This is a genomic window from Halopseudomonas litoralis, from assembly GCF_900105005.1.
In the GTDB taxonomy this organism is placed as follows: Bacteria; Pseudomonadota; Gammaproteobacteria; order Pseudomonadales; family Pseudomonadaceae; genus Halopseudomonas; species Halopseudomonas litoralis.
Genome location: NZ_LT629748.1, coordinates 1981841 through 1995517 on the forward strand (window position 1 = coordinate 1981841; position 13677 = coordinate 1995517).

Annotated in this window: 13 protein-coding genes and 1 pseudogene; all 14 read right to left on the reverse strand. The window is 47.6% G+C overall.

Going from position 1 to position 13677, the window contains the following annotated elements:
* Positions 1-446 precede the first annotated feature (446 nt).
* On the reverse strand, positions 447-1625 hold the full coding sequence (locus BLU11_RS09565; protein WP_090273122.1) for a DegT/DnrJ/EryC1/StrS family aminotransferase: 1179 nt from the start codon (positions 1623-1625) through the stop codon (positions 447-449).
* A gap of 36 nt (positions 1626-1661) precedes the next feature.
* Complete coding sequence (locus BLU11_RS09570) at positions 1662-2279, reverse strand: acetyltransferase (RefSeq protein WP_090273123.1); 618 nt, start codon at positions 2277-2279, stop codon at positions 1662-1664.
* Positions 2276-2872, reverse strand: coding sequence for a sugar transferase (locus tag BLU11_RS09575; protein WP_090273124.1), 597 nt, complete (start codon positions 2870-2872; stop codon positions 2276-2278). Before BLU11_RS09575 ends, BLU11_RS09570 begins: the two co-directional genes overlap by 4 nt.
* A gap of 2 nt (positions 2873-2874) precedes the next feature.
* Positions 2875-4035: a glycosyltransferase family 4 protein gene (locus BLU11_RS09580; RefSeq protein WP_090273125.1), complete on the reverse strand. Its 1161-nt coding sequence runs from the start codon at positions 4033-4035 to the stop codon at positions 2875-2877.
* A gap of 206 nt (positions 4036-4241) precedes the next feature.
* Entirely contained in the window at positions 4242-5426 is a 1185-nt protein-coding gene (locus BLU11_RS09585) for a hypothetical protein (RefSeq protein ID WP_157718646.1), read from the reverse strand.
* A 63-nt stretch (positions 5427-5489) separates the two neighbouring features.
* Positions 5490-6638 (reverse strand): glycosyltransferase, encoded by a 1149-nt coding sequence (locus BLU11_RS09590; protein WP_157718647.1) that lies wholly within the window; start codon positions 6636-6638, stop codon positions 5490-5492.
* Complete coding sequence (locus tag BLU11_RS09595) at positions 6628-7902, reverse strand: hypothetical protein (RefSeq protein ID WP_090273128.1); 1275 nt, start codon at positions 7900-7902, stop codon at positions 6628-6630. Before BLU11_RS09595 ends, BLU11_RS09590 begins: the two co-directional genes overlap by 11 nt.
* Before the next feature lie 136 nt (positions 7903-8038).
* Positions 8039-8695 (reverse strand): DDE-type integrase/transposase/recombinase, encoded by a 657-nt coding sequence (locus BLU11_RS09600; protein ID WP_157718648.1) that lies wholly within the window; start codon positions 8693-8695, stop codon positions 8039-8041.
* Positions 8696-8747: 52 nt separating this feature from the next.
* Positions 8748-10172, reverse strand: a complete 1425-nt coding sequence (gene ltrA, locus BLU11_RS09605) for a group II intron reverse transcriptase/maturase (protein ID WP_407920235.1) — start codon at positions 10170-10172, stop codon at positions 8748-8750.
* 235 nt (positions 10173-10407) lie between these two features.
* Positions 10408-10968, reverse strand: coding sequence for a helix-turn-helix domain-containing protein (locus BLU11_RS09610; protein ID WP_090273131.1), 561 nt, complete (start codon positions 10966-10968; stop codon positions 10408-10410).
* A gap of 11 nt (positions 10969-10979) precedes the next feature.
* Positions 10980-11315 carry a transposase gene (locus BLU11_RS09615; RefSeq protein ID WP_231702301.1) on the reverse strand — a complete coding sequence of 112 codons (336 nt, stop codon included), beginning with the start codon at positions 11313-11315 and terminating at the stop codon, positions 10980-10982.
* Positions 11316-11468: pseudogene (locus BLU11_RS19815) on the reverse strand (transposase); the annotation flags it as partial.
* 653 nt (positions 11469-12121) lie between these two features.
* On the reverse strand, positions 12122-12574 hold the full coding sequence (locus tag BLU11_RS09625) for an acyltransferase (protein WP_090273134.1): 453 nt from the start codon (positions 12572-12574) through the stop codon (positions 12122-12124).
* Positions 12564-13649 carry a glycosyltransferase gene (locus BLU11_RS09630; RefSeq protein ID WP_090273135.1) on the reverse strand — a complete coding sequence of 362 codons (1086 nt, stop codon included), beginning with the start codon at positions 13647-13649 and terminating at the stop codon, positions 12564-12566. The genes BLU11_RS09625 and BLU11_RS09630 overlap by 11 nt, the downstream gene beginning before the upstream one ends.
* Positions 13650-13677 lie beyond the last annotated feature (28 nt).

Genomic DNA, 13677 nt, shown 5'->3' on the forward strand with positions numbered 1-13677 from the left:
GATGTTTACAATCGTTCAGGGTCACGGGAAAGAAGAAAATCGTGCAGGTCTCGCAATCGTGAACGCCCGGTTTGCAGGTCTTGCTCGCTCAAACAGTCAATTATAAAAATCGCATTCGCAGGCGAGAATGCACTGTGTCGGAGGGTAAATTTCGTTGGATTCATAACAAACCTCTTTCGCAGTTCCTTTACCGCCGATCTGTTTGAAATTAGAGAGTGACAGCCATCCTACCAAAAGGGGCCTTTCGAGCACCACGCGTCCCAATCCCAACGACGTGCAATCTGCGAGCCCGGACGCTGGAGCGTCCACTGTGCGGTTCCAACGCAGAGCGTGGGAACCATCGTTTGGGGTCACGCAACAGGTAGGACGGCCTTCGTAATCTTCCCGGTAAATTTCTGAATATTTATCCATAAACAGACAAAATGCCAAGTTTCCACAGCTGAAGACTAAACTACACCCGCCTCCCCCATCACCTCATCAATCACCGCACACGTCTTCCCAATCTCATCCTCAGTCAACGTCGGATGCACCAGGAACATCAAACTGGTCTCACCCAGCTCCTGCGCGACGGGCAGACGCTCAGCCGGACGCCAATCAGTGTTATCGAACGCCTTCTCCAGATACACCTCGGAACAGGAGCCCTGGAAGCAAGGCACACCGCGTGCGGTGATGGCTTCGATGATGCGGTCCCGTGTCCAGCCCTCGGCGAGCTTTTCCGGGCGAACCTGTACATAGCATTTGTAATGAGCGTGAACACAATCATCAGGTAGTGCCGGTACGCGCAGCGCTGCATGCTGACGACTGGTTTCCCAGATATTCTCGGCATTGCGTGTGCGGGCAGCAGTCCAATCAGCCATGCGCTGGAGCTGAATGCGGCCAATCACCGCCTGCAGCTCAGTCATACGCCAGTTGGTACCAAAGCTCTCGTGTACCCAACGGAAGCCCGGCGGATGCTGACGTTCGTACACCGCTTCCCAGCTCTTGCCATGATCCTTGTACGACCACATGCGCGACCACAACTCACGGTCATTGGTCGTCACCATACCGCCCTCACCGCCGGTGGTCATGATCTTGTCCTGACAGAAGGACCAGGCACTGATGTGACCGATCGAGCCAACCGACCGCCCCTTGTAACGGGCACCATGCGCCTGCGCGCAATCCTCGATCACGAACAGGTTGTGCTCGCGAGCCAGCTTCATGATCGGGTCCATATCGCACGGCCAGCCGGCCAGGTGCACACAGATAATCGCCTTGGTACGTTCAGTCAGCACGGCGCGAAGGGTATCCGCCGTAACGTTCTGCGAATCAGCATCCACATCAGCAAATACCGGAACAGCGCCCGACGTCACAATGCTGGATGCCGAGGCCAGGAAGGTACGGGAGGTCACTATCACCTCATCACCCTCACCAATCCCCAGCGCCTTCAACGCCAGGTCCAGCGCCAGTGTCCCATTAGACAGCGCAACGGCATATTCGGAATCAGCCCAGGCAGCAAACTCCTTTTCAAACTCACGGCCTTCCTGGCCAGTCCAGTAGTTGACCTTGTTGGACAGCAATACATCACGCACAGCATTGGCCTCTTCCTCAGTGAAAGAGGGCCAAGGAGAAAAAGGAGTGTTAAGCATGAAAAGCCTTTAATGAAAAGAACTGGAATTGATCAATCACCGCACCCGCGCCGGCACACCTGTGACAACACAAGCATCTGAAATATCCGACACCACGGCAGATCCCGCACCGACCATGACATCACAGCCGATCCGCACCAACTGCCGCACTGAACTGCCAATACCTACCCAACTGCGGTCACCTACACAAACCCCACCAGCCAGATTTACACCAGGGCTCACATGCACCGCATTACCAAGCACACAATCGTGATCGACTGTCGCGCCCGTATTGATGATCGCACCCGATCCAATCTGGCAATCAACATTCACCACTGCTCCGGCAAACAGCACTGATCCCGCGCCGATCACAGCATAGCGGCTCACCACTGCAGAGGGATGTATCAACGTGGGGAGTGTTGCGCCCTGTGCTGATAACGCTTGTAGCTTTGCTCCACGCACCTGGTTATTACCAATAGCAACCAGCACGCCGTCAAACTCACGCAGGGAGACCAACAACGAGCTCGTATCACCGATAACCGGCCAGGCGCCATTGCTTTGCTTGGTAGGCCAGGCATCATCAAAAAAGCTTACCGACTCCCAGCCGCACAGCTCAGCACAATCAGCGACAACCTTACCATGACCACTGGCACCCAGAATGGCCAGTCGCTTCATGAACCGTTACCTGTGAACTTCGACATGGTTGCCTCACCATCTGCGCTGATGCCATCGCGAACTACAACCTTTTTGACCGTCAGGAACAGAATCTTGATATCCAGCCAGAGCGACTGATTGTCGACGTACCAGACATCCAGCTTGAACTTCTCATCCCAGCCGAGTGTATTGCGACCATTGATCTGCGCCCATCCCGTTACGCCGGGGCGCGCCTCATGACGGCGGTACTGCTCCGGTGAATACAACGGCAGGTACTCCATCAACAGCGGACGTGGCCCGACCAGGCTCATATCGCCTTTGAGCACATTCCACAGCTCCGGCAACTCATCCAGACTGGATGAACGCAGAAACTGGCCGAAGGGGGTCAGACGCTCAGAATCAGGCAGAGGATTGCCTACCACATCAATAGCATCCCTCATGGTGCGGAATTTCACCATTTCAAAGGGCTTGCCATTCAAACCGGGGCGAACCTGACGAAACAACACCGGAGAACCCATCTCGCGGCTGATTTGCCATGCGACGATGGTTATGGCTGGTGAGAGCAGAACCAAGGCCACTATAGTGGCTACCACATCAAAAACACGTTTAAGCATCGTTATACACCACCGCCCTGAGATAACTGTGGATTTAACAGCTTGATTCCCATCCCCTTCAACATCTGCGCATTCACCTTATGAACATCATACTTTTCAACGGCAACATCCCGAGCTCGCTTACCCATGCTTGCCACCAAGGCTGGCTGCTCAACAAACCTAAGCATTGCCGCTGCCAATGCGTCTGCATCTTTAACAGGCACCAGAAAGCCATTATCCCCATCCACCACCGTCTCACGACACCCGGGTGCGTCAGTCGTGATGATAGCCCGTCCCATAGCCATCGCTTCTAACACAGTGCGGGGGGTGCCCTCACGATATGAAGGCAATACATAGACGCTCGCATCAGTAATAGCTGGCCGCACATCATCCAACCGTCCCAAGTATTCGATATGCCCCACCTTGATCCATTCATCTATCTCGGAACGGGTAATGGAGTCTGGGTTGGGGTCAATATCACCCACCAAGCGGAACTGAATATCCGAGTGGTGCGTACGAACAGTCGCTGCAGCACGAACATATTCGCGCACACCTTTATCACCCAGTAAACGTGCAATCAGCAAAAAGCGCGGCGGACCTAACGGCAATGATGCAACATCGAAACTAGCCGTATCAATACCGGAGCCATTAACCACTCTGGTAGGCACTGATTCGGGTACAAGACCCAGCTCTCGGAAAAGAGCTTCGTCATCGGGGTTCTGAAAATAGACAAGGTCGGTGCGCTTTAATGCCTGCCTATACAAGCCACGCGCTAACCCTTGCACCAGCTTGCGCTTTCCTCGCGCTTCACCGGTAAAGGCATAGCCAAGCCCTGTGATCAGCGCATAGCGCTTTGGGACCTTTGCTAGCCTAGCTGCCAAGGTCCCATAAATCACCGGCTTTATCGTGTAGCCCAGCACCATATCGGGCTGAATCTCACGCAGAAGACGCACAAAGGTACGTAGAGTAGTCAGATCCTTGATTGGGTTAATCCCCGCACGATGCAGGGGCACATCATGAAGTAAAACCCCCCATTCTCGGAGCTGCCGGCACGTAGCCTCATCCGCGTTCAGATCCGGAGCAATAGTATGTACTTCCAGACCTGCATCACACAGAGCTTTGACCAATGGGCCACGGAAGTTAATAAGAGAGCTGGCTAGCCCAGCGTGAATTACAATGCGCATATACTCTCGAGTGTTTATACCGGTTACAGGTACTGTATCGTGTCTCAGTTAGATTGAGGATGCTCTCTTCAATGAGATCTAAACTACCGCACAGATCTACGATGACCAGTACCAAAGCCACCCCCAAACCTCCTGATTGAGATTAATAAGGCTCTATAATTCCGCCTTACTCTGATTCCGTTCATATCAGAAAACATTTCAAAGTCTCATTTTTTTAAGTTAATATCAGCTAAAGCTACTGACTCGCTATCATGGGAGGTGCGCTTACACGTACGCCCCATAACTGAAATAAGCAGATAAATCAACACAGGAGTAAACATCCATTTTTGTCTGACAGAAATCCCCAAATTCGCTGTCGTCATTGCCAAAACCACCAAAGCTAATAGCGCGTAAACCCAAAGAAAAACCCGGCCACTCTGGATGCGTGCCTTCCTACCCTTGAACAAAGCAAGACCACCAACTATAAACAAGAAGAGCAGAATCATATTGTCCAAGGAGGCAGCCAACTGAAATATACTTCCCGCCTCAATAGGGAGGGGTCTGAATAGATAAGTAAACAGCTGCATCGGGAAGCTCATACTTGAAATATCGACCCCCCCTCCTCCTTGCTGATTGTAACCTTGCCTCTCTTCGGTATACTCCAACAGTGCATCCATATCTGCTCCTGCACCCACACCAGCATAGTCAAGAGCAAACGGAACCATAGCGGCAGCAGCTGCAATGCTGATTCCACCAAAAAGAATCCTTTGTATTAGCGGCAGCCTGGCCTGCAGAACAAAGGCTGCAGATAGGCCTATGATCATCATTGCCGCCATATGTGGCCTTACTAGCAGCATAGATAAAATAGCAAATATCATAAGCCATTTCCTTCGACTGATATCCAACGCTGCCCATAATGCAAACCCTGTAGCCATAAACGAGATCGCATCCTTGCCAACTGCCGAACTCCAGAAGCTGATTGATGGTAATAATATTATCAAGGTCGCCAATCGTTTAAGAAACAGTGGCTTGCCAAATACCGCATGACGCAGGGCCGCATCGAAGGCCACAAGCCCTAAGGTACCAAAAACATTAAAAACCAAAAAACACCCAAGGAATGAAAGCCCAAGAAACACAGAAAAGAAATAAGTTATATATCGCACACCTGCAGTACCAACAGAAAACGCCAGACCGTCAGCTAGAGATGTTTGATAGTACATTAACGCGTCGCCTCCGTTATTTATGACATACCATGCATAAAAAGCACATAAAACAGTATGCCACGCATAAATCAGAGCCAGTCGCCTCACATTTACTGAAAAATAATTACGCGTAAAAAACAATAGCCATCCGCCAAAAATAAATATTATATAAGCAGACAGAACGTGCCAAGCAGTTGAAAAGAACTCCATTATAATTCCACCGATTTTCTATTGAACCGAACCCGTCATCATCATTTTTATGCCAGACCAGCTCTAATCAAAACCACAAAGATCTTTCAATACAGGAATATAATTACAATAATTCATATCTGAGCCAGAGTAGACAACAGATCTCTCCTTCATGGACTTGATATCGGATTGGGATATCGCCATTAAGGAGTTACTTATACTTAAAACATCAAAATCACAGAGAATTCCCGAGCCACTTTCTTTAACGAACTGCTCCTGAAGCGGAATCCCATAATTCGCCAATACTGCCAAGCCAGACCCCATATATTCAGCCAACTTTGTGGGCGATGCTTCATAATATACCGGTGCTGGTGGTATAAGACAGAGACCAACATCAGACCTCTGGAGGTACCCAGGCACTTCTTTTCTATCCACCTTACCAATAAAAGAAAGAACTTCCTTACTAACCAAATCCTCAACATCTGGTTCGATTAGAAGCTGATCAATATCATGTTTAGCTCCTCCAAGAAAAACAAATTTTGCTTGTAGACCCGCATCAACAGCCGCGGCAATACCTTTCAATACTACATCGAGACCTCTGCCCCTCTCATGAGTCCCAATATAAATGAATATCAGAGGAGCATGCACATACATGCCAGCCGTGCTCTGCAGTTGAAATTCCTCATCTGGCAAAAGTGGAATATAAGCAGATTTTAAAGCCTGAGGTACGAGCTTACGTATCCTTTCAACCCCGGCAGGGCTAACTCCCAGGATAGAATCAACCTTTGGTGAAGCCAGATTAATCAATTTCCTAGCTATAAACTTCTTAAATGCACCACCTGAATATTCCTCGTGCGGAAAGCTACTTTGGAAAACTAAAAACTTATAAAATAGCTTTAAAGCTGATACCGCAGATAAAAACACCGGATCATTTCTGACAAAAACGGTTAACCCCCTACCAGTAGCATTAGACTTTCGAACATATCTTAGCGTCAGATAAAAAACCAGGGGAAAGTTAAGAATTCTCCCAAGACCTCTTCGCTGATACAGTACTGGCAGGCAAATTGCATTTAGATATCGATATGGCTTACCAAGTGCTTTTTTATCTTTAGATACAAATAGAAGAACAGTAGCATTAGATTCAATTGGAAAGTGACTGGCCAAAATCCCATCAACAAATGAGTGCGTTGGCGGGCTCCCCTTATCTAAAAAACAAATAAGATTATTTTTCAACTTCAGCTTCCGCCCTTATATTTACAGCAGCACCGATTACCAATAAGAAAAACTCAGAGTGACTCAGCCTGTCCCTACAATGCTCTCTGTACAAACGATCAAAGTCATTATCTATACCCATGAATTCCGAAACAATATGAAATGACTCCTTAAGCAAATCCCGATAATCATCTCTATTAATAAATGCAGTATCGTAATTTATATAATTCAGATTCTCATAAAAAAACCTATTCTTACCAAATACTTTATCTACTAAATACTTACTCCCAAGGAATGAAAGTCGAAAAAACTTCCTAATAAATCGTCGCTTATGAATACCGTAGCTATACTTACTAGGCAAAGAAAAAAAACTTGGATACTGATAGTTCAGATAGCCTAGATATAGATTTTGGTTTTCTTTCAACTTGCGAGGAACCCTACTCCAAAGCTCAATCCATTCAGCAGAAGAAAAAGGAGAAAATATTTTTGCCTGAGTAGAACCACAGGATGGAAGAGACTCCGTCCACTGGTAGCGAGGTGAGTTTCCGCTAATTATTGGGAGGATACAGCTTTTCTGTCTTATATTAAAATACAAGGACAGACTGTCAACTTCAGCGTCTGAAACTATCTCAACCCCTCTTATTCTTTTAAAAGTATCTTTACTAATCGCCCTCCCTCGAACCTGAGTTTTCATAAATGACAGAATAGTCCCATCAAGAGCGTTATTTTTTTTATTCAGAAAACTACCGGTCGTTGGATCCCCCATAAACCCAGACAAAACTAAATCATCTCTTTCACAAACAGCACATCTGGCCAACTTATTAAAATAAGCATCTGGCATATAAGTCCACGAAGAGTTTTTAGCAGATTTTACCAGTTCACTGAAGCTCAATCTAGTATAGTTTAAATTGATCGCCGTATGATTCGTATTAAATGTTTCACCAATATAATTCCCTATATCATAGTCGAACTGTCCTGGCGTACCGAAGGTCACTGTTGTTACCCGATCTGCACCGAGCCTTTCGACCGCTTCTGCCAACAATGCCCGACTATCCCAACCGCCGCTAATAGGCACTACACACTTAGCGTGGTTTGGGAGCTCCGCGAATATCCGGTCGTAAACAGTATTAAGAACGGCATTTATTTCTTTATACCAATCCTCGACACTCAACTCATTATTCGAACAATCATATTTAACCGAATACTCGATCAGCTCAGGTAAAGTATAGCCAAATGATAGGTATTCATCCACTTTCACCTTTATCATTTCATCAGGTAACACCATTAAAACTTTCCTTTTATAAAAATAATATGCGCAAGCGCAGAAAGCATTATACTTTCACTTTAAACCAGAGCCAAGTTCGATATACTCCTGCAATGGATTTTCCAGCCGGTAATTGTCAACAATGATGTCCGGTAACTCATGCTGCACGTCTTTCGTTTTCCAATAACTCCTCATGCAGGCTGTCGGGGTTAAGCCAGACACTATCGATAGGTGTCCAGTTGCGTGTCGGACGGTTCTTCCAGCGAGCTGGATTGGCCTGTTTGGCGGCCTCATAAACGGCGGTACGACTGGCCAGAATATTCCGGTCAAGACCAGCATGGCGCTGCTCCGGTGTAACGAAGCGGATCCCGCTATGGCGGTGCTCGGTGTTATACCAGCTCACAAAGCGTTGCACCCAGCTACGGGCCTGGTCGATGTCCGCGAAGCGCTTTGCAGGGTACGCTGGGCTGTATTTCAAGGTCTTGAATATCGCCTCAGAGTACGGGTTATCGTCGCTCACCGATGGACGGCTGAACGAAGGTACTACACCCAACTTTTGCAGAGTTGCCAGCACTGTAGCCCCTTTCATCGGGCTGCCATTGTCCGAATGCAGCACCAACTGATCGCGGCAGATACGATGACGTAGACAGGCCTTGCTGATCAGGGTCGAGGCCTGTTCTGCAGATTCATTGTGGTGGATCTCCCAACCCACGATCATACGGCTGAAGATATCCATCGCCAGATACAGACGGTAGAACTCGCCACGAACAGCAGCAGGCAGGAACGTGAGGTGAGTAGACCAAGGGAGTCTCACCCTCAGCCCCTCGCAGAACGGTGCGTGAACCTCTCGGCTCACACCGCTCCCATCAAGCAAACGCACCCGACATTCCTAACGCCCAATGTGCAAACAGCCCGGGTCGGGCCTTGAGCAATTTTTCAAAAGTTGCCAATGTTTTCTTCTTACGTCCTCGAAGATGCCTATATTTACGCATAGCCCACCTAATCAGCCGCTGATTCACATAGCGCGACACTCGGTACAACAACGACCGATAGTAGCAACCATAGTAGTTCCACCAGCCTCGCAGGTAGGGATTGATAAACTCAGCAATGTCAATAATCGACAAATCAGTTCGCTGGCCTATCTTCCATGTTCGCACTTTCTGGATTATCCCCTTCAAGGAAGAGTTGCTGATGCCTGGAGCAAACCCGAGAAAAAGCTCTCCGGATTTGTCTTTGACCACTCGTTTCTGAAAGGTATAGCCCAGAAAATCAAAGGATGTATGCTCATGGTTTTCCGTTCTACGCTGATCTTTACAGTAAATTATCTTTGTTTTCTCTGGGTGCAACTCGAGCCCGCATGCCCTGAACCTTTCACGTAGTTTGCCGAGCAGGAATTCAGCCTGCTTTTCAGTTCTACAATGAAGCAAACCATCATCGGCATACCGACACCATTCAATGCTTGGAAAATGCTGGCTTAGCCAGCGGTCAAACGTATAGTGCAAGAAGAGGTTTGCCAGCACGGGGCTTATTACGCCACCCTGCGGGGTTCCTTTCCTGCGCTCTTTCATTTCCCCTTCCGCATCCACCAACGGTGCCGTTAACCAGCGACGGATATAAAGCTTCTCCCACGGGGTTGTCGCGTGCTTATCAACAGCTTTCAACAATAAATCATGTCGAATGTTGTCGAATAACCCGCGGATATCGAACTCCAATACCCATGGATAGCGCCAACACCGCTTTCTAGTCACGTCAATGGCTTGAATCGCCGACTTTTTAGGCCGGTAACCATATGAGTCGGGTAGAAAGCTGGGTTCTACTTGTGGCTCAAATTGTAGCTTAACCACCATCTGCGCAATCCGGTCGGATACGGTTGGTATTCCCAGTATCCGCTCGCCTCCCGACTTTTTCGGAATGGAGACGGCTCGCACAGGCGGCGGCATGTAGCTGCCTGAAGACATACGGTTCCAGATTCTGTAAAGATTGGTTTTTAAATCACGGTCAAAATCCTCCAGCGACAGCCCGTCAACACCAGCAGCCCCTGCATTCTTTTTGACCAATTTATAGGCTTTAACAATTAACCACTTATCAATGTCGAATGGTTTTGCCGGACTTCGACCTTCCTCCTGCACTTGCAGTTGAGACCGACGTTCAGGCTGCTTGATGCTGCCCCTTCGCTCCACCTCCATTACAGAAGCTTCATCACTACTACGAGCAGCTCCGTCCCAGTATCGCGCATCGGTACTCTCGGCCTTATGGTGGTCGCCACTTGTGCCTTCTCCTTTAAACATCACGATGACTGGTTCCCGCAGTTCCCAACAAGAGCCTGATATTGAGTCGCGCCCGCTTTATGCCGGACACCACTTGCGCAGCATTCGGAGTACACCCACAAGCTTATCTCGAGGATGGGACACGCCCTCGATTTTGATGTCATATATGGTTTTCGGCACGTCATCATGGGTTCGTTTTCACTCGCCTCTCAATATCTCACCTGACTGCATCTTAGTGCAGCCTTTTGACCCAATGCTCTTAATGCCTGCAGCTTGGGCTGGTTTGAAGCCTGCTTCCGACAGCCGGCTTCGGCGGGCCTACCACCATCTCTTGCTGAGCTTGTAGCTCAGTCGGATATCCGCTTCCTTGCTTCCTCCCACTGTGCCTCTGCGGCACACTGTCCCACGACCAGACCTGGTTCGGCGCCGTAGCTACCCAGGCCTGCGGCTTTTCAAGTGTACGAGGTGCCGCAGCCCGCCCCCGGTGATGCGCCTGCTCATGCTCTCGCAAAACCCGGTAGAAGCTGGACTCACTGGCAATATAAAAGCCCTGGTCAGCCAACCTGGGAACGATCTGGCTGGGAGGTAAGCTCTGATGTTCCGGACTATTGCACACAGCGAGGATCTGCTCCTTCTCTTGTGCGGTCAGTGCATGAGCGCTGGCCTTGCGGACAGCTCCCTTGCGTTGATCTATCAGCGTTTCACTGCGTTGCCAGCGACGCAGCGTACGATCGGTCAGACCGAGCACTGCACAGGCCGTGTGCTTGCGTGCGCCCGCTTCCACTGCTTCATCAATCAAGGTAATGGCCACCTGTTTCATCGGCTCGGAGATCAGTCGTCCTCGCTGGTGCCCCAGATGGCCCGGGCCTTTTTTGACAGGGTCAGCAAGGCGGCTGCCTCCGCCAGAGCACGCTCTTTGCGCAGCAGCTCTTTTTCAAGTGAGCGGCTCTTCTTGCGCTCAGCTGTCAGCTGCGCCTTGTCAGCCGGATGGCCGCCAGCGCCCATGTTCTCGAAGGCCTCTTTCCAGGCCTCCAGTTGCTCCGGATACAAGCCATGCTCCCGGCAATAGGTCGAGCGTTCGGCCTCATTCATTGAGGCTGTCCGGATGACCGCCGCCAGCTTGGCACGGGCATCCCAACGATCCGGGCTGGACGGTTTGGATGGCACAAGAAATCCTCTGGTCTGAAACTGTTTTTTCCAAGCATACAAAGTTGGCTCCGAAACGCCGGTCTCTCGGCTCAGATGCGCAACACTCCGATTATGAGGCGGCATCATCTTCTTGACGGTCTGCTCTTTGAATTCCGGGCTGTAACTGGGCACTGAACCACTTCGTCCGCTCCCTCAAATATCAATGGTAAACGAGCGGACATCTATTGTGACTGAGGGGGCAGCAGAGCCTAGCCAAAGTTAGCAATAGATCCAGATGATATGCATATCACTGAATACACTGCCACTCTCATGTCTGAAAGATCCTGAGGACGCATTCATTTAATAGTATTAATATGCACATCTCTCGCAACTTAGAATTGCCACTGGTCGAATATTTAATTGACCCGCAAGTATCTGGTATCAATCGCTAATGAATAGCTGCAGATTTACATATAATGGAGCAAGGTGGTTACCTGATTATTAGGTCGCTTAGCACTAGCTTAGCTAGCTCATAGCGCGTTGCATTTTTGCGATGGAAATGACTCGGCAAAATATTCCGTACTTTTTCGAATTAGTTAACAAAATCATTAAATCAAATTTCACGACATTCTTGCAACAATATTGTAAGGATGCTTACTTATTTCAACGAACGAAACAAACACTCATAATCTTTCTTGTTTTCTATTTTAAGTATTACGCTGAACCCAAAATATAATATATAATTCGCATTAGAGATTAGAGATTAGAGATTAGAGGAGGATAGGTTAAACCCCAGCAGCATCAAACCTACGCCACATATCTATCTATTTATAAAAACACTTTATCTAAAGCCCCCCATCACCTCTAGATCTGATAACTCTTGCCGGGTTACCTGCGACAACCACGTTATCATTTACAGGTTTCGTTACAACACTACCAGCCGCCACAATCACCCCATTACCTAGTGTTACTCCTGGCAGTAAAATAGCATTTGCACCAATCCAACAATCACTACCAATAACAACACTTTTTGTAATATGACCACGCAAACTTTCAACATCGATGCCAGCATCAAATACTGATACATTTCGGGAAAATACAACTCTAGACCCTACTACAACCGCGCCTCTAGCTTGTATATAAACGCCAGGATTAAAGACAACACCCTCACCTAATTTAATATTTTTAAAATTTCCAGATGTGACCTTTCCATGTGCCTTGGCTTTCACTCCGACTTTAGCAGACACCAAAGCCGAATGGAAAGCCACGTTTAAATAAGACAAAACTTTACTTATCACCTATCACCTCTAACATGTTTCTCATAAAGTATTCTCCAGCCATTTCGCTATAATCTCTTGCATAATAGGAGCTATTTATTATACTCTTCCGGCTCGCGATCCACTGCTCTATTTTGTTATGTAGATCAGATACATTGCCGACTTCAAAAAGATAACCATTAATTCCTTCTTCCACAATTTCGGCAGGTCCGGTTTCACAATCTGCGGCGATTATAGGCAATCCAGCTATGCATGCCTCGACAAGAACTGTTGGCAAACCTTCAAAGTAACTTGGCAGCAAAACAACATCGCTATTCATCATTAATAATAAGACATCCTTCCTTCTTCCAAGAAACTGAACCTTCCCATTTAAATCAGAATGATTTTTCACGTACTCAAACAATTCAGTATAGCAGGGACCGTCCCCGACAATTATATACTCATAGTCTACATTTTTAAGTTTTGCTAGTGCATCTAGAGCCAAGAACAACCCTTTCTCCCTAGATAGCCGCCCGACCGATATGAATTTTATTTTTTTCTTGCTGAAATCTTTCTTATTTAACAGGGCTAAATCTGTACTTTTATAAATAAGATTTGGGCTATACATGGCTTTACCCCCAAACCCCTTTAGAAACCCTCGCATTTCGTTAACAGCCCCCCTGGAGACACAAAAGTACGCATTTGTAAATATCGAGAAGAATTTTTTTAGCATCAAGTGCAAAAGCCAAACTTTTGTATATTCATTCTTTAGAGAACTTACTGGACTTGAGTGCTCCCATGATATAACTTTCTTTCTAAATTGTAATTCAAACATCTTCCCCAACGCTAGCCAATATGAGTTATGCGCTTGAACACCTATAAAACAATCAAAATCTTTCCTAATCAATTCTCGGGCCCATTTCAGCCTTGATTTATTTGAGCCCCTTTGTAAAAATACAACTGCGTCGGAAAACTGACTACTTACGGTCTGATCAACCTCGGTGTCAGTTGCAATAAAAACATGGCCTCCTTTATCAATCAGATAATTTACAATATTGATTAAAGGTTTGAAATTAGGATAATTATTTATCTTAGGAAAAAAGAACAGAAACTTCAATATCGCATCCACCCAAGAAAGATTGACC

Bases quoted from the DNA above. Each gene is read 5' to 3' on its own strand.
- BLU11_RS09570 (WP_090273123.1), bottom strand. From the start codon at position 2,279: ATGAAGCGACTGGCCATTCTGGGTGCCAGTGGTCATGGTAAGGTTGTC.
- BLU11_RS09565 (WP_090273122.1), bottom strand. From the start codon at position 1,625: ATGCTTAACACTCCTTTTTCTCCTTGGCCCTCTTTCACTGAGGAAGAG.
- BLU11_RS09575 (WP_090273124.1), bottom strand. From the start codon at position 2,872: ATGCTTAAACGTGTTTTTGATGTGGTAGCCACTATAGTGGCCTTGGTT.
- BLU11_RS09580 (WP_090273125.1), bottom strand. From the start codon at position 4,035: ATGCGCATTGTAATTCACGCTGGGCTAGCCAGCTCTCTTATTAACTTC.
- BLU11_RS09585 (WP_157718646.1), bottom strand. From the start codon at position 5,426: ATGGAGTTCTTTTCAACTGCTTGGCACGTTCTGTCTGCTTATATAATA.
- BLU11_RS09595 (WP_090273128.1), bottom strand. From the start codon at position 7,902: ATGGTGTTACCTGATGAAATGATAAAGGTGAAAGTGGATGAATACCTA.
- BLU11_RS09610 (WP_090273131.1), bottom strand. From the start codon at position 10,968: ATGAAACAGGTGGCCATTACCTTGATTGATGAAGCAGTGGAAGCGGGC.